General features: G+C 62.2%; 14 protein-coding genes and 1 pseudogene. 1 reads left to right on the forward strand and 14 read right to left on the reverse strand.

Features of this window, described 5'->3' with window-relative positions; all coding sequences use genetic code 11:
* Positions 1-79 precede the first annotated feature (79 nt).
* The 11 genes and pseudogenes from PRZ03_RS10000 to PRZ03_RS10050 all read right to left on the reverse strand — a co-directional run bounded on the left by PRZ03_RS10000 (position 80) and on the right by PRZ03_RS10050 (position 11238).
* Complete coding sequence (locus PRZ03_RS10000) at positions 80-1393, reverse strand: sensor histidine kinase (protein ID WP_273600185.1); 1314 nt, start codon at positions 1391-1393, stop codon at positions 80-82.
* Positions 1390-2130, reverse strand: a complete 741-nt coding sequence (locus PRZ03_RS10005; RefSeq protein WP_273600186.1) for a response regulator transcription factor — start codon at positions 2128-2130, stop codon at positions 1390-1392. The genes PRZ03_RS10000 and PRZ03_RS10005 overlap by 4 nt, the downstream gene beginning before the upstream one ends.
* Entirely contained in the window at positions 2131-3069 is a 939-nt protein-coding gene (gene ttcA / locus PRZ03_RS10010) for a tRNA 2-thiocytidine(32) synthetase TtcA (protein WP_273600187.1), read from the reverse strand.
* Positions 3070-3092: 23 nt separating this feature from the next.
* Positions 3093-3461: a dihydroneopterin aldolase gene (locus tag PRZ03_RS10015; protein ID WP_263534779.1), complete on the reverse strand. Its 369-nt coding sequence runs from the start codon at positions 3459-3461 to the stop codon at positions 3093-3095.
* 84 nt (positions 3462-3545) lie between these two features.
* Positions 3546-4544, reverse strand: a pseudogene (locus PRZ03_RS10020) (NAD(P)/FAD-dependent oxidoreductase); the annotation flags it as partial.
* Positions 4480-5088, reverse strand: coding sequence for a protein-methionine-sulfoxide reductase heme-binding subunit MsrQ (locus PRZ03_RS10025; protein ID WP_273600188.1), 609 nt, complete (start codon positions 5086-5088; stop codon positions 4480-4482). The pseudogene PRZ03_RS10020 and the gene PRZ03_RS10025, both read right to left, overlap by 65 nt.
* Position 5089: 1 nt before the next feature.
* Entirely contained in the window at positions 5090-6070 is a 981-nt protein-coding gene (msrP, locus tag PRZ03_RS10030) for a protein-methionine-sulfoxide reductase catalytic subunit MsrP (RefSeq protein ID WP_273600189.1), read from the reverse strand.
* An 86-nt stretch (positions 6071-6156) separates the two neighbouring features.
* Positions 6157-6948: a substrate-binding periplasmic protein gene (locus tag PRZ03_RS10035; RefSeq protein WP_263534663.1), complete on the reverse strand. Its 792-nt coding sequence runs from the start codon at positions 6946-6948 to the stop codon at positions 6157-6159.
* Positions 6949-6952: 4 nt separating this feature from the next.
* The gene (gene ccsB / locus PRZ03_RS10040) at positions 6953-8332 is read right to left on the reverse strand and encodes a c-type cytochrome biogenesis protein CcsB (protein WP_273600190.1); all 1380 of its coding nucleotides are present in this window, start codon (positions 8330-8332) and stop codon (positions 6953-6955) included.
* Complete coding sequence (locus PRZ03_RS10045; RefSeq protein WP_273600191.1) at positions 8329-10479, reverse strand: cytochrome c biogenesis protein ResB; 2151 nt, start codon at positions 10477-10479, stop codon at positions 8329-8331. Before PRZ03_RS10045 ends, ccsB begins: the two co-directional genes overlap by 4 nt.
* 129 nt (positions 10480-10608) lie before the next feature.
* A complete protein-coding gene (locus PRZ03_RS10050; RefSeq protein ID WP_263534660.1) occupies positions 10609-11238 on the reverse strand; it encodes a c-type cytochrome in 630 nt (209 codons plus the stop codon).
* A gap of 68 nt (positions 11239-11306) precedes the next feature.
* Here PRZ03_RS10050 and yihA point away from each other — a divergent pair, with 68 nt between their 5' ends.
* Positions 11307-12062 carry a ribosome biogenesis GTP-binding protein YihA/YsxC gene (gene yihA / locus PRZ03_RS10055; RefSeq protein WP_273600192.1) on the forward strand — a complete coding sequence of 252 codons (756 nt, stop codon included), beginning with the start codon at positions 11307-11309 and terminating at the stop codon, positions 12060-12062.
* Positions 12063-12070: 8 nt separating this feature from the next.
* On the opposite strand, the gene PRZ03_RS10060 is transcribed toward yihA, so the two are convergent.
* The 3 genes from PRZ03_RS10060 to groES all read right to left on the reverse strand — a co-directional run bounded on the left by PRZ03_RS10060 (position 12071) and on the right by groES (position 16394).
* Entirely contained in the window at positions 12071-14062 is a 1992-nt protein-coding gene (locus tag PRZ03_RS10060; protein ID WP_273600193.1) for a DUF1631 family protein, read from the reverse strand.
* A 207-nt stretch (positions 14063-14269) separates the two neighbouring features.
* Positions 14270-15922, reverse strand: coding sequence for a chaperonin GroEL (gene groL, locus PRZ03_RS10065; protein ID WP_273600194.1), 1653 nt, complete (start codon positions 15920-15922; stop codon positions 14270-14272).
* 181 nt (positions 15923-16103) lie between these two features.
* On the reverse strand, positions 16104-16394 hold the full coding sequence (gene groES / locus PRZ03_RS10070) for a co-chaperone GroES (RefSeq protein ID WP_263534656.1): 291 nt from the start codon (positions 16392-16394) through the stop codon (positions 16104-16106).
* Positions 16395-16558: the final 164 nt, after the last annotated feature.

Consider the following 16558-nt stretch of genomic DNA (forward strand, 5'->3'; position numbering starts at 1 on the left):
TTCCTGTCGTCAAAGCCGCGGAAGATTCCGCATGAACTGAACGATAGGCTTGGCCGATTAGGGCCTGATTAGGCCAAGATTAGGCGAAAGTTAGGCTGACCCGCAGGCCGCCCAGCGGCGAGTCGCCCAGGCTGATGCTGGCGCCATGCTGCTCGGCCAGATTGCGCGCGATGGCCAGGCCCAGGCCGGAGCCGATCGTGCTTTGACCAGCGCCGCCGGGGTTGCGGCGGTAGAAACGATCAAATACCCGCTCGCGGTCTTGCGGCGGAATGCCGGGCCCATCATCATCAACCCACAGCGTTGCTCGGCCTTCTGTGTTGGTAACGCTCAATTCGACTTGACCGCCGGCCTTGCCGTGGCGTAAGGCGTTGTCGAGCAGATTGCGCACCAGCATGGCCAGCGCCGCCGGCTCCGCTTGCACTTGGACGGGCGCCTCGGCCTGCAAGCTCAGCTCGGTGCCGCGCGCCAGGGCGAGCGGCAGACAGTCGGCCATCACGCCGCGCACCAACTCGCTCAAGTCCAGCGTCTGCAGGACCAGCGCCGGGCCGCCGGGCTCGGCGCGCGCCAGCGCCAGCAACTGCTCAACCAAGCGGGCGGCACGTTCGATGCCGGCGGTCAAGGCGGCCATGGCAGCGGCGCGGTCGGCCTCGGTCGGTGCACGCTGCAGCAGCTGGGCTTGCAGCTTTAAAGCGGTCAGCGGCGAGCGCAGCTCATGCGCGGCATCGGCCACAAAAGCACGCTGCTGATCCAGCGAGCTGCCCAGCCTTTGCAACAAGGCATTCAGCGCCTTGACCAAGGGTGCGACGTCATCAGGCAAACCGGCCGTGGGCAGCGCCGCCAGGGCCTGTGCATCACGCTGGCTGACCTCGGCCGCAACCGCTCGCAGCGGCGCCACGGTCAAAGCGCTCAGCCACCAACCCAACAAGGCCAGCAAGGGTGCCAGCCAGAGCAGCGGCAGCACGCTGCGCAGGGCGGCCGCTGCCGCGAGCTTTTGGCGAATCTGCACCGGCTGCGCAACTTGGATCACCCGGCCCGGTGTGGCCACGCTGAAGGTGCGCCAGCGCTGGCCGGCGACATTGATTTCGGCCAAGCCCAGCAAGGCGCGCGCCGGCAGATTGGCATGCTCGCGGGAGGCATAGATGCTGCGGCCATCGGCGGTCCAGATCTGCACGACGAAGTCGAGTTGCTCGTCCCCCAAGGTGCGCGCCTGGCTGGGCGCGATCTCGCCTTGATCGCGCAGCGCCAGAGCCATCTGGCGCAGCTGATAGTCGAACAAGGCCTCGGTCTCTGCCAGCACCGTGCGGTAGCTGCTGGCCCCCATCACCAGCGCTGCGGCCGCCAACAGAGCCAGCAGGCTCAGCAGCAAGCGCGCGCGCATCGAATTCAAGCTCATGAACTTTCGCCGCCGCCAGCCTTGGGCGAGCCGATGTAGTAGCCGACCCCGCGCATATTCTGGATGAAGTCGGCCCCGAGTTTGCGGCGCAATTGGTGGATATAGACCGTCACCGCATTGCTCTCGATCTCCTCGCCCCAGCCGTAAAGGCGGTCTTCCAGTTGGGCGCGTGACAGCAGGGCGCCGGGCCGCTGCATCAAGGCCTCCAGCAGGGCCAGCTCGCGGGCCGACAGCAGGACGGGTTGGCCGCTCACCGTGACCTGACGGGTTGCGGGGTCCAAGCTGACGGCACCGCAAGTCAAGAGCGGCTGGCTGCGGCCGCTGTGCCGGCGCAGCACCGCGCGTATGCGCGCATTGAGCTCATCCAGCTCAAAGGGTTTGACCAGATAGTCGTCGGCGCCGCTGTCCAGGCCCAACACGCGCTCGCCCGGCCCGTCGCGTGCGGTCAGCACGATCACCGGCGTGTTGTCCTGGCGTGCGCGCAGTGCCTTGAGCACATCCAAGCCGCTGGCAGCGGGGCCGCTGCTGGACTGAGCGGAATGAGCGGGATGAGCAGGCTGAGGCCCGCCCTCGGGCAGGCCCAGATCCAGCAGCACCAGGTCGAAGCGCTCACTCGCCAGCGTAGCCTTGGCAGCGCTGATGTCGCGCACCCAGTCGACCGCGTAGCCGTCCTGGCGCAAGGCCAGGCGCAGGCTCTCGCCAATCATCAAATCGTCTTCGACCAGCAGCAGGCGCATTCAGCGTGGGCGCAATGTGATGACCGAGCTTTGTGCCTGCGGCTGCGGCGCGCAGCTCTCGTCCTCGTCAAAGGCGATGTCGCCATTGGCGTCCGGTACGCCGGTGGCTTTGAGGGTTTGGAAGGGGAAGAGCTCGCGGTCCATCATGTGCGAGGGCACGACCTTGCTCATGGCGGTGAACATATTTTCAAGCCGGCCGGGGTACTTGGTCTCCCATTCATTGATCATCGCCTTGACCTGCACGCGCTGCAGGTTTTCTTGGCTACCGCATAAATTGCACGGAATGATGGGGAACTCGCGGTGCGCGGCCCAGCGCACCAGATCGGGTTCGGCCACATAGGCCAGCGGGCGAATCACCACATGGCGGCCGGTGTCGCTGACCAGCTTTGGTGGCATGCCCTTCATGCGCGCGCCGAAGAACATATTCAGCAGCAGGGTGACGATGATGTCATCGCGGTGGTGACCCAGCGCGATCTTGGTGGCACCTAACTCCTCGGCCACGCGGTACAAATTGCCTCGGCGCAGGCGCGAGCACAGCGAGCAGGTCGTTTTGCCTTCGGGCACCAGGCGCTTGACGATGGAGTAGGTGTCTTGCTCCTCGATATGGAAGGGCACGCCGCGCGCCTTCAGATACTCGGGCAGGATGTGCTCGGGGAAACCGGGCTGTTTTTGGTCCAGATTGACCGCCACGATTTCGAAATTGATGGGCGCGCGCTGCTGCATATTGAGCAGGATGTCCAGCATCGAATAGCTGTCTTTGCCGCCGGACAGGCAGACCATCACCTTGTCGCCTTCTTCGATCATGTTGTAGTCGACGATGGCCTGGCCGACCTGGCGATGCAGGCGTTTGGAGAGTTTTTTGAGCTCGACCGACAGCTTGGGGTCGTCTTTGGTCTCGACGTCGTCCAATTCGGGGCGGGCGAAGGTTTCGGTATTCATGGCGGTCATAAGACTTCAGGGGTTTACCAAGCGCCGCATTCGGCACTGATGGCGACTTGGCAGTCGGGGAAAATTTCTAACTTGGTCACTTTGATGCGCACACCGGCGACGCCGGGCAGCTTCATCAAGCGCGTGCAGAGCTTGCCCAGCAGCGCTTCCAGCAGATCGGTGTGCTCGGCCGTGCACTCGTCGATGATGATGGCGCGCACGCGGCGGTAGTCCAGCACATGGCCGATGTCGGCGTCGCGCGAGACGATGGCCTGCGCGCCAAGATTGACCTCGGCATCGACCTGGATTGGCTGCGGACCTTCGCGCTCGAAGTCCAGCACACCCAGATTCGCGCCGAAGCGCAGGCCGGTGATGTGAATGATCTGGCGGTTGTTGCGGCGCATCGCCAGCGTCGGCTGGCCTTCGCTCAAGGGGCGCAGAAATGCCTCCACCGCCTTGGCCGCGACGACGCCGTCGCCAAGCGCGGTCTGCGCGCTGGGATGCTGGTGGCCGCTGGCGTCGCCGGCGATGAACAGGCCCAGCGGGGAAAAGCGCGGCTCGTCGCGGAAGGGGTGGGACGGCGCGGTGATGCCGGCGCGCTGTAGCGCGTCGCCAACCAAGAGCCAGGCACTCGGCTCGGCCTCGAAGCCCAAGAGCACGGCCACATGGTCAAAGCGCTCGTCACCGAACTGCTGTGACTGCACCGTGACCCCCTGTTCATCGGCCAACAAGCGCGTCGGCATGGGATTGCGCGGGCGCATGGTGATGACCCCGGCCTGGGCTTTGAGTCGCTCCACCAGGCTTTGCTGGGCGCGCCAATCGCTGCGCGACCAAAGCGTGACCTGGTGGCCGCGCGCCTGCAGGAACAAGGCGTTTTCGGCCGCGTTGTCGCCGCCACCCAAGAGCAGTATGCGGCCGGCGGGCAGTTGATCGCGACAAGCGGTCAGGCTCAGCGCGTCCATCAGGCGCGGGCTAGGCCTTGCGGCCGGAGGGAAATAGAGCTCGGGGCGCAGGGGCTTCAGGCCTGTGGCGAGCAAGAGCGCGCGTGCGTTCAGGCTGCGGCCATCAGCCAGCTGCAAGCGCCAAGCTGCGTCGGCGGCCCAATCCAGATGGGCAAGTGCTTGGCCGAGCAAGACTTGCACGGCGGGCAGGCTTTCGATGTGGCGCGCGTACTGCTGGCCCAAGGTCGCGAGGTTCTGGCCTGGCGCACCCAGCACCCAGTCTTGGCCGAACTGCAGCGACTGCAAGCCGGCGCAGAGCTGCGGCTCACGCTCGATCAGGGCAACGCTCAGGCCCAGCTGATGCAGCCAAGAAGCCGCGCTGCAGCCGGCCGGCCCGCCGCCGATGATGGCAACGTCGTAGGGGTTGGGCGGCTGAGAATCGGGCATGTCGAGGGGCGAAGGCGTGGAGGTGACTGCCCGATTATCCCCGGCCGCGCCGAATCCTTTGAAGGCGCCAGCCCATGAGCACGGCCAGCACCAGGCCATAAATCAACGGCTCGCCAAAATTCTGCTTGCCCGCGCGCATCCAGATGAAGTGCAGCATGCCTATCACTGCGACGGCGTAGACCGCCTTGTGCAAGGTCTGCCAGCGCTTGGCGCCCAGGGCCTTGATGGCGCGGTTGAAGGAGGTGGCGGCCAAGGGTAACAACAAGAGCCAGGCCGTGAAGCCCATCAGAATAAACGGCCGCTTGGCGATGTCTTTGGCGATATCGGCCGGCACCAAGCCCATGTCCAGCCAGGCGTAAGACAGCAGATGCAGTGAGGCGTAGAAAAAGGTGAACAGGCCCAGCATGCGGCGAAAACGCGCCAAGGCCGGCAGATTGAACAGCTGGCGCGCGGGCGTGACAGCCAGCGTCAGGCATAGCGCGCGCAAGCTCCAGTCACCCAAACCCCGTATCAGCGCCTCGGCCGGGTTGGCGCCGAGTTGATTGCTCGCTGCCGCCCAGACCAAATAAAGCAAGGGCAGCAGGCACAGCGCAAAAAGCAGCGGTTTGGCGGCGGGGTGCAGCCAGAGCGAGCGACGCGCCATCTCAGAAGTTGCGCTTCAAGTCCATGCCGGCGTAGAGCTGACCCACCTGATCGGCATAGCCGTTGAACATCAGCGTCGGCCGCTTCTTGGCGAACAGCCCGTCTTCGCCGATGCGGCGTTCCGACGCCTGGCTCCAGCGCGGATGGTCGACCTGCGGGTTGACGTTGGAATAGAAACCATATTCTTGCTGCGCCGCCTTGGTCCAGCTGCTGGTGGGTTGCTTCTCGACGAAGCGGATCTTGACGATGGATTTGGCAGACTTGAAGCCGTACTTCCAGGGCACGACCAAGCGCAGCGGCGCGCCGTTCTGGTTCGGCAAGACCTCGCCATACATGCCGAAGGCCAGCAATGTCAGTGGATGCATGGCCTCGTCGATGCGCAGGCCTTCGACATAGGGCCAGTCCAGCGAGCCGCCGCGCAGGCCCGGCATCTGGGATTTGTCGGCCAGTGTCGTGAATTCGACGAACTTGGCCTTGGAGGTGGGCTCGACCTTTTTGATCAGCTCGGCCAAGGAGTAGCCGACCCATGGAATGACCATCGACCAACCTTCGACGCAGCGCAGCCGATAGACGCGCTCCTCCATGGGGCTGAGCTTGAGCAAGCTGTCCAGATCGAACACGCCGGGCTTGCCGACTTCGCCCTCGACGCTCACGCTCCAGGGCCGAGTCTTGAGCGAGCCGGCGGTGCGTGCAGGGTCGGCCTTGTCGGTGCCAAACTCATAGAAGTTGTTGTAGGTGCTGGCATCTTGGTAGCTGGTCGGCTTGTCCATCACCAAACTACCTGCCACCGCGCTGCGCGCACCGGGCAGCTTGGGCAGTTTGCCGCCGCCTGGTACCTGCGCCAGAGCCTCGCGGCCGGCCCAACTGGCCAAGGCTGTGCCTGCTGCCCCGCTGGCCATCAGGCGCAGCCATTGGCGGCGCTCCTCGTAGGCGGCTTGAGGGGTGATTTCCGAGGCGGAGATGAGCGGACTTTTGCTGAACATGGGGCAACTTTCGATCGGTTGTGGGCGCTAGCTTTATCTTCTGTCGCGCCAATCGCCAAAAGCTTACGTGATTTGACGAAATCTCGTCAGCGCAAGGGCAGGGCGCTATTGGCCCAGCTTGGCGGGCATTGCACGGTCTGCAAGAGCCGCGCATGCTCACCACTGTCGCGCAGTGCCTTGAGCCCGCGGTTGAAGTCGGCCAGCAGTGCAGCGCTGCGGGGCTGCTGTGGCGGCAAGATCAGGTGAGTGCTGAAGCTGTCGGTCAGCAAGCGCGGGTGGGCTGCGAATTCTTCCCGCTCCTGAGCGCTGAAGTTATGAGTTAGCAGGTCGCAAGCGACGTTGCGCTCCATCGGCATCGCGTCGATGCGCCCGCGTATCATTTTTCGCAAACCGGCCAGATCGTTGGGCGTGTTGTCGCTGCGCAGCTCATTGCTGCGGATCAAGGCCCAGAACTCGGGGGTGTAGGTGTAGTCGCGTATCACGCCCAGGGTGTAGGGGCGCAGATCACGCGGCTGCGTCCATTGCAGCGCGATGCTCTTGCGGTGCACGATCAGCCATTGTTCGGTCAGGATGTTGTCGCTGAGCAAAAAGTCGCGCCGCCGCTCGGCCGATGCGCCCCAGTGCGCCGAGGCGTCCCATAGGCCGGACTTGGTCTCCATCTGCGCGCGCGACCAGGGCTGAAAGTAAAACTCTGCCTTGTGGCCCGCCAATTCGAAGGCGCGCCGCACGATGCTCAAGGCGATGCCTTTGTCGGGGCGCGACTCTGTCGCATAGGGCGGCAGCTCACCGGTGGCGATGCGTACCGTGTCGGCCCTGCTGTCACAGGCTGCCGCACTCAGAACAAGGTAGAAACCCAGTAAGCGCAGCAGTGTTGGCATCGGCTTAGAGCGTGCCGTAAGAGTGCAGACCCGACAAGAACATATTGACGCCCAGGAAGGCAAAGGTCGTCACGACCAAGCCACTCAGCGCCCACCAGGCCGACACCATGCCGCGCAAGCCCTTCATCAATCGCATATGCAGCCAGGCCGCATAGTTGAGCCAGACGATCAGCGCCCAGGTTTCTTTCGGATCCCAGCTCCAGTAGCCGCCCCAGGCTTCGGCCGCCCAGAAGGCGCCCAGAATTGTGGCGATGGTGAAGAAGGCAAAGCCCAGCGCAATCGCCTTGTACATCAAGTCTTCAAGGATGGGCAGGGCCGGCAGGCGCGCGGTGAGCGGTGTGCGAAAAGCAATACATATGCCGAAGAACACCAGCAAGCCGCCCATCTTGCGAGCCCAGCCGTCCAGGCCTTGTATCGTTTCTGGCGGCAGGTCGGCAGCAAAGAAACGCGCCGCCAGAATGGCGCCAATCAAAGCCAGCGGCAGACCGACCAAGCCGATCAACAGCGCGCGCTGTGAGGCGGTCTTGAGCAGATAGGCCAGCGCCACCATCGCCGCCAAGGCAAAAGTGCCGTAACCGACGAAATTGGCGGGCACGTGGATCTTCATCCACCAGCTTTGCAGTGCAGGCACCAGCGGTTGAATCTCATGCGCCTCGCGCGCCACGGTGTACCAAAGCAAGAAGCTGACCGCTGCGCTGATCACCAGCAGCACATAGGCGCCCAGTGAGCGGGTCTTGAACCGGGCTTCGTAATAGAGGTAGAACAGCGCCGTCATCCAGCAAAACAGCACAAAGACTTCGTAGAGATTGCTGACCGGGATATGGCCGATATCGGGAGCGATCTGATGGCTCTCGAACCAGCGCACCATGGTGCCCACCAGCGCCATAAAAACAGCGCCCCAGGCCAGCTTGGAGCCAATCGCTTCGGCTGCGCTGGTCTCGCCCGTCTTGGCGAAGAAGCCACCCCAATAGAACAAGGTGCTCATGAAAAACAGCAAGCTCATCCACAGAATGGCGCTCTGGCTGGAGAGCATGTACTTGAGCCAGAAGACCTTGTCGGCAGCGGCCAAGTCGGCACCGAAAGCGTCCGTGTGTTGACCATAAAGATTGATCGCCAGCAGGCTGGCCGCACCGGCCAAGACCACCAACAAGCGCAGCGGCCGCCAGAACCAGCCCAGCGCGATCAAGGCTGGCATCGCGAAGATCAGGATGCCTTTCTCATACACATCCATCGACGCGCCATAGCGTGTGAAGGCAAACAGCCCGCCGGCGATGATCAGCGCGGCAAACAGCCAGTCGAAAACATCACGGCTGCCGAGCGGGCCGCGTGCGCCGGGTGCTTGGAGCTTGAGGCCGTTGGCGGCCGGGTGGGTGGCGCTGTTCATACGCTGTCTTTCAAAATATCGTGCTTGAGCTGTGTGAATTCGGTCGCGGTGTCCGGGGTCTCGCGGCTGCAGGACAGGGCCATGCGGATACGCGTCGCCTCGCTTTGCCCGGGTGCCGGCTCCAGCCAGACCCACAAGCGGCGCTCTCTGACATAGAGCATAGCGAATACGCCGATGATCAGCAGGATGGCGCCCAAATAGACCAGTTTTTGCCCCGGCGCGCGGGTCACCTGGAAGACGCTGGCCTGGACTTGTTTGAACTCATCCAGCTGCAAGAGCACAGGCGCCGGGTAGAACATGCTGTCCGACAAGGCCAAGACCGACTGCGTCATAAAGGCTTGCGTTGCAGCATCGGCAGGGGCTGCAGGCAAACCGGCCTGCAGTCGATTCTGTTTGTAGAGTTCGAACAAGCTGCCGTTGAGGATGCGCAACAGCACTTCGGAGACGCGCTGGCGTTCCGCTTCGGGCACTTCGCTCTCGATGAATTGCGACAAGGCCGGCAAGCCGCCGGGTAGATTTGCACCGGATTTATTGTCTGCTTTGACGCTTTCTGCGCCGGCAAACAGCGCCAAGGCACGCCGCGCGGTGGCTTGCAGCTGCGGCGTCATTTGCGGCTTGTCAGTCGGGGTGGCGGCCTCGGCATAGCGTTTGGCGGCGCGTTCGCGCTCGGCAGGGTCCAGCAAGGCCTGGCGTAATTGCAGCCAACCGTCCATGCTCATTTTGTCATCGGCCGGGATGCGCAGGTAGCGGAAGGTCTCGGAGGTCGATTCACGCACGCCGGCCAAGAAGACGCGTTGCCCGTCCAACTCCACCGGCACCATATAGTTGTTGTACTCGCGCGCTTGGCCGGACGCGTCGCGCAGCCGGTAGCTGAACGAGGGGCCGACATTGCGCAGCTCTTTGTCGGTGCGGGTCTTGGCGCCGCTGCCCAGGTGGCTTTGCAGCGAGTTGACCAGATCCACCTTGCGTACATCGGTGCCGCCTGCAGTCGGCGCGCCGCCTAGGTTTTCGACGTTGATGACGCGCAGCCCGGCAAACTCCAGCTTCAAGGTCTGTTCATCACTTTTCAGCTCGGTGCTGCCGCCGACCCGGCCTTCGATCGTGAAGGGCTTGGCCGCGTTGCTGCTGATGTTGCTGCCGGCCTTGCCCATGGGGCGGGCAATCATCTTCAGGTCGGAGCCGCCGTCTTCGAAGCTGCTTTGGTAAATCGCGATGCCACGGTGAAAGGCGGGCTCATTGACCTTGACCTTGGCTTGAGTGATGGCGCCGGTTTCGTGGTCGCGGATGCTGATCTCGCTGGCAAACAGCTTGGGCATGCCGGTTTCGTAATACTCAACGATGAACTTTTGCAGCTCTACATCGAAGGGCAGGTCCTGCAGCACCACGCCATTGGGCATGCTCAAAATCGCCGTCGCAGCGCGGCCACCTTCGGGCACCATCAGATTGCCGCGAAAACTCGGGTTGTTGGTCGGCAAGCGGTGTTCGGGCTTGACTTCGCTGATCAAGCCGCCGCCTTGGTAGATGGTTTTGTTTTGCGCCCACATCAGCGCCCGCACCAGCAAATCCCCGTCGAGCAGGCCGCCCAGGCAAATCAGCACAATGGATGAATGCGCGGCCAGATAGCCGAGTTTGTTGGCAGCGCCCTTGCGCGCCGCGACCATCACGCCCTTGTCGCGCACCTGTACGCGTGCCTTCCAGCCTTCGGCGCTCAAGTAAGCGGTGACTTGGCTCAGGGCTAACTCGGGGCCGGTGGCGATGTGTCCTAGCGCCTTGTGGTGGAAGGACTGCAGCGACTGCTCGCGCACAGACTCTTTGAAATTCTTCAGATCATGAAAAATCTTTGGCGCGTTGCGTGCGATGCACAAGCTGGTCGATGTGACCAAAAAGGCCAGGATCAGCAAAAACCACCAAGCACCATAAACCGTGTAGAGGTCGAACTTGCCAAACACCTCGGCCCAAAATGGACCAAACTGATTGACATAGTTGTTCAGCGGCTCGCGCTGTTTGACGACCGTGCCAATGGTGGAGGCAATGCAAATGACCGTCAGCAGCGCGATCGCAAAACGCATCGATGACAGCAGGTCGAGCAGATCACTGCCGATGCTGTTGCGGGGCCTGTTTGCAGGGGCGCTCGGGGACTCACTCATGGGGACAGTGTCAATTGACATGGGTTGCGTTGCGGTGCGAGCAAAAAAAAGACCGGTGAGATTCACCGGCCTTTTGCAGATTTAAAACTTATCAGCGGATCGGCCCTATGACGAGTGCCGAAATTTGCTTTAGCGCAGGCCGGCAATGTAGTCCGACACGGCCTTGATTTCGCGGTCGTTCATCTTTGCCGCGACGCCGTTCATTTGCAGGCTGTTGGCACGGGTGCCGGAGCGGAAGGCATTCAGCTGCAGTTCGGTGTAGTCACTGTGCTGACCGGCCAAGCGGGGGTACTGGGCCGGAATGCCGGCGCCGTTCGGGCTGTGGCAGGCGGCGCAAGCAGGGATCTGGCGATCGGCAATGCCGCCGCGGTAGATGCGTTCACCCAGCGACACCAGGCCGGCGTTCTTGGAGAAACCGGGTTTGGCCTGCTTGGAGGCGTAGAAGGCGGCGACGTTGCGCATGTCTTCTTCAGATAGCGTGGCGGCCATGCCTTGCATGACGGCGTTCCTACGCTGGCCCGTCTTGAACTCGGTCAATTGCTTGACCAAGTACTGCGGGTGCTGACCCTGCAAGATCGGGTTGGCAGGGCTGCCGCGTGAGCCGTCGGCCGTATGGCAGGCGGCACAGACTTGAGTCGAGGTCGCTTGACCCTTGACCAGATCTGGCTTGGCGGGCGCGACGGCCTCGTTCGCAACAGCGGCGGAAGCAAGCAAAAGGCCCAAAAGGCCAGAAGTCAGAAAAGCGGCAGTCTTAGTCATGAATTTATAGATTCGGTAAGCGCAACTTTAAGATTTTACAATGGCAATCCATTCAGCCAGAACAATCCATGACCAACACCACTCCTGTGTCGCAGCATTCTGCGCAAATTGAGACAACTCCAACGGAAAAAGTGGCGTTGGGCTGGACCCATACGGCCCGTTTTCTGACCACCGCCAGCGAGTTGGTGCATTTGCAGGCCAATGAGTTGCCCGAAATCGCCTTCGTGGGGCGCTCCAACGCCGGCAAGTCCACCGCGATCAATACCTTGGCGCAGCAAAAACGGCTGGCGTTTGCGTCCAAAACACCGGGCCGCACGCAGCATATCAATTTGTTCGAACTCGGCCCCAAAGACGCCGCCGACGCCTGGTTTGCCGACTTGCCCGGCTATGGCTACGCGGCGGTGGCACGCTCGGCCAAGCTCCGCTGGCAAAAGGTGATGGCGGACTATCTGGAGGTGCGCCGTTCACTGTCGGGCGTGGTGCTGATGGTGGATTCGCGTCTGGGCATGACCGATCTTGACAAGCAGTTGCTGGAATTCGTGACGCCGCGTGTCAGTACCGGAGAGATCAAATTGCTGGTTTTGCTGACCAAATCCGACAAGCTCAACCGCAAAGATGCCGATGCGGCGCTGTTCGGCACGCGGGCTTTCTTGGCCGAGAACGCCAGCGCGGAGTCGGATATCACGGTGATGCTGTTCTCGGCGCTGAAAAAGCAAGGCGTCGGCAAGGCCGCGCAGATCCTGCATGCTTGGGTCCACCCAGTGCCCAAGACCGCCGCGGCTGAGATTGCCGATGGCGCCGGTCAAGCTGACGGCGCTGCGTAATTCATCAGTTAGGCGCCGGGCAGAAGATCCTGCATCAAGGTGTCCACCGCATGCTGGACGAGGTTGTCGTCGTCCAGGGCGGTGATCAAACCATTGGCCAGCAAGCGTTCTAGCGCTCCGCGCGTGATGGTGTGGCGTTGCTCGGTGTTTTGGCCGATGAAGAGGTAGAACTGCTCTTTGTCACTGATCCACGCAAGCTGAGCCGTCATCCACTCGCTTTGGATGAATAAGTGATACCAGCCGCCCACCCGCTGGCGTGACATCCAGTTGGAGACCGCTGCCGCCGAGGCATCGTGATCATGTTGCTCAAAGAGCTGCATAGGCACGGTCGGCAGCTGCCCTCGGTCTACTTTTGCATGCGCCCAATGCTCGGGCAGCTCGCTTTCGCGCTCGTTCAACAAACGTTCCAGCAATTCCTCTGGGCTGGGCTCTGCTTTGGCGGTGACGGCGGCCGGCGCATCGATCGGGGTCAGCAAGGCCGGTAGTCCGCGCAGAAGGCGGCCATGCTGCAACATCAACTCCCGCAGCACCTGTTCGCGCTGGTCGGCATGCAGAGCGACGCTGTCGCAGCCCTCGCGCAATGCATCAATCAGGCCGGGTAGGCTTTGGCGCAAACGCTCGCGCGCTGCCTCATCGGAGGGCTGCTGCAGGCTCTCCAAGAGATGATCAACCCATTCGATGTGCGCCAAGGCCTGCGCCGAGGTCTGACCGTGCAACACCATGGCCTGCACGATCACATCGACCCAAGTTGAATGCAAAAACTGTCGCAGCTTTGGACCTAAGGGAGCATCGGCTGTTTGGGCTTTGATTTGCTCTCCCAGCAATTGCCGCCATTGCGGGCGCATTTGCTCGCGCTCCAGGGAGGCCAAGGCCTGCGCGTTGCGCTTGCTGCGCTCTTGCGCTTGGCTGCTCAAGTGGTGCTCCACCCGGCCCAGCACTTGCTCAAACTGCACCGCAGTGGGCCGCGCTGCGTCGATCAAGACTTGAATCTCGGTTGTCATCAGGCGTAGAAAGGCCTGCAACTGTTCGTCATCGGCACGCTCGAATGCCATGCCGTGAGCGGCCACGCGGTTGAGCAAGGCCCAGGTGGGGTGGTCTTGCTTGTGCAGCAGGCTGTTGTCGTGGCGAGCCAGGCGCACGACGGCCACTTGCAGCCGCGCCAGCAAGGCTTTCAGGGGCGGCAGCAAACGTGTGTCGGCCAGAATCTGCTCATACAGACGGCTCAGCATATCGGGGCTTTGATCGGCCTTGAAGACCGGCGCCACCGTGCTGTCCGCCCCATTCCTGGGCGCACGGCTGTTGTGTTCTTGGACGCGGCGGGCCAGGCCGTCCAAGGTGGCAGGCTCGGTATTGCGGCGCCCTTGCGCCATGCGCTGGGCAATGTCGTAGTCCTGTGCCCGCGCGGCATGGCTGGACACCATATGGCTGACGTCGGCGGCCCGCAGCTTGGCGCATAGCGCCGCATAAATGCGGTGCAAGCCTAGCGCCAGCGGCGTGGCGGCGACACGCATCAGCTCATAGCGTTGCTGCGGCTCCAACTCGATGCTCGACAGGGCGACCAACAAGGCCTGCGCAAAAAGGGCGACGCGCACCGGGTTTTCGTTTTTGCGGGCCCGCGCCGTGCCACGCAAGGCAGCGAAGAAATTGCTGAGTTGGTGCAACTCTGGGCCGCTGCGATCCTCGGCGGCCTGAATGACATGGGCAACGGCGACATCCTGCAAAGCCTGACGCTCGTCGACCAGGCTGAGTGCATCCAGGTTGGCCGAGCGGCGCTGCAAGGGGTCTTCGCCCCGCTCGGCGGCCTGCAGCAAGGGCAGTAAAGCGTCGACGAAATCGGTGGCGAAACGGCCGCGCATGCGGCGCCAGCCTTCAAGCAAATGGAAATGCTTGGCCCTGGCGTCCAACTCGCTTTGGATGGCGGCCTGCAAATCGCGGCTCAGCGGCGGCGTTTCGAGCCGTACTTCGTTCAGCAAAGAGGAGAGGGATAGGGCAGAGGACATGGATTGACGTGGACCCCACAGGGTTGACTAGAGATGGGGCCGAGCAAATCCTGGGCCTCAGCCGGCAATTATCAGTCGCAGGCGCAGAGTGCTGCCGCTTGCGGTGGGTACTATTCAACGCATTCGCGATAAACGAAAAAGGGGCCGCATTGCTGCGGCCCCTTTTGGCTTGCTGAGCTCAAAGCCTTGCGGCTTTGAAGGCAGGCATTACATGCCCATATCGCCCATGCCGCCCATACCGCCCATGCCGCCGCCCATGCCGCCGCCGGCAGGTGCTTCGTCCTTCGGTGTTTCAGCGATCATGCACTCGGTCGTCAGCATCAGCGAAGCGACCGAAGCGGCGTTCTGCAATGCAGTACGTGTCACCTTGGTTGGGTCCAGGATACCCATTTCGATCATGTCGCCATAGCTGTCATTGGCAGCGTTGAAGCCGTAGTTGCCCGAACCGGCCAACACTGCATTCACGACAACGCTGGCTTCGCCACCGGCGTTGTAAACGATCTCGCGCAGAGGCGCTTCGATCGCCTTCAACACCAGCTTGATACCGGCGTCTTGGTCGGCGTTGGCGCCAACAATGGTGCCAGCAGCTTGCTTGGCGCGCAGCAGAGCCACGCCGCCACCGGCCACGATGCCTTCTTCTACAGCAGCGCGCGTGGCGTGCAGGGCGTCTTCAACGCGGGCCTTCTTTTCCTTCATTTCGACTTCGGTGGCAGCGCCAACCTTGATCAGTGCAACACCGCCGGCCAGCTTGGCCACGCGCTCTTGCAGCTTTTCACGGTCGTAGTCGCTGGTCGCTTCTTCGATCTGGATACGCACTTGCTTGACACGTGCTTCGATGTCGCTAGCTGCGCCCAGGCCGTCGATGATGGTGGTGTTTTCCTTGCCCACTTCGACGCGCTTGGCTTGGCCCAGATCGGCCAAAGTGACCTTCTCCAGTGTCAGGCCGACTTCTTCGGCGATGACCTTGCCGCCGGTCAGGATGGCGATGTCTTCCAGCATGGCCTTGCGGCGATCGCCAAAACCTGGAGCCTTGACGGCCACAACCTTCAGGATGCCGCGGATGGTGTTGACCACCAGCGTTGCCAGCGCTTCGCCTTCGACGTCTTCTGCAATGATCAGCAGTGGACGGCCCGACTTGGCGACTTGCTCCAATGTCGGCAGCAGGTCACGGATGTTGGAGATCTTCTTGTCGTACAGCAGCACGAAAGGGTTGTCCAACAGAGCGGCTTGCTTCTCTGGGTTGTTGATGAAGTAAGGGCTCAGGTAGCCGCGGTCGAATTGCATGCCTTCGACGACGTCCAACTCGTTGTCCAGCGACTTGCCGTCTTCGACGGTGATGACGCCTTCCTTGCCGACCTTGTCCATCGCGTCGGCGATGATCTTGCCGATCGACTCGTCGCTATTGGCCGAGATCGAACCAACTTGCGCGATTTCCTTGGAAGTCGTGGTGGCCTTCGAAGCCTTCTTCAGCTCGGCGACCAGGGCAGTCACTGCCTTGTCGATGCCGCGCTTCAGATCCATCGGGTTCATGCCGGCGGCCACATACTTCATGCCTTCGCGCACGATGGCTTGTGCCAGCACGGTAGCAGTCGTGGTGCCGTCACCGGCGTTGTCGGAGGTCTTGGAAGCAACTTCCTTGACCATCTGCGCGCCCATGTTCTGCAGCTTGTCTTTCAGTTCCACTTCCTTGGCCACGGACACACCGTCCTTGGTCACGGTAGGGGCGCCGTACGAGCGCTCCAGCACCACATTGCGGCCCTTAGGACCCAGGGTCACCTTGACCGCATTGGCCAAGATGTTCACGCCTTCAACCATGCGTGCGCGGGCTTCGCCGCCGAAAACTACGTCTTTTGCTGCCATGAAAATATCTCCAAATCTTGAATAAGGACCACGCTTTTGCTTGCCAAATCAATTGTTGGGAAGAAAAGCGTAGCGGGCGGCGTGCTGGCTAAGCGGCCGAAGCGCAGGAACCGGAGGGTACTTCCTGTACGTGAGGATTCCGAGCATTCGCCCAATGACGCCAGCGCGTCGCGGAGTAGCTTTACTTCTCGACCACAGCGAAGAGGTCTTCTTCGCGCATGACCAGGAGCTCGTTGCCGTCAATCTTGACGGTCTGGCCGCTGTACTTGCCGAACAAAACGCGGTCACCGACCTTGACGTTCAGGGCGATCAGGTCGCCACGGTCGTTGCGTTTGCCGTTACCGACGGCCAGCACTTCGCCTTGATCGGGCTTTTCGGCCGCTGCGTCAGGGATGAAGATGCCCGAGGCAGTCTTGGTTTCTTGCTCGAGACGTTTAACGATCACACGATCGTGCAGAGGACGCAAATTCATCACTTCTCCTAGAGAGTTTCGACACTTTGAGTCGAGGCGCTCGGCTGAGCCGGCTACCCCGATGGGGACAATTCGAGATTCGCGCAGACCGGCTGGGCCGGATCTGCTGAATCGTTAGCACTCGCTTGAGTTGAGTGCTAGCAATCGAATTATATGGGCGAGTG

It is taken from the genome of Roseateles albus (assembly GCF_028595345.1).
Lineage (GTDB): Bacteria > Pseudomonadota > Gammaproteobacteria > Burkholderiales > Burkholderiaceae_C > Paucibacter_A > Paucibacter_A albus.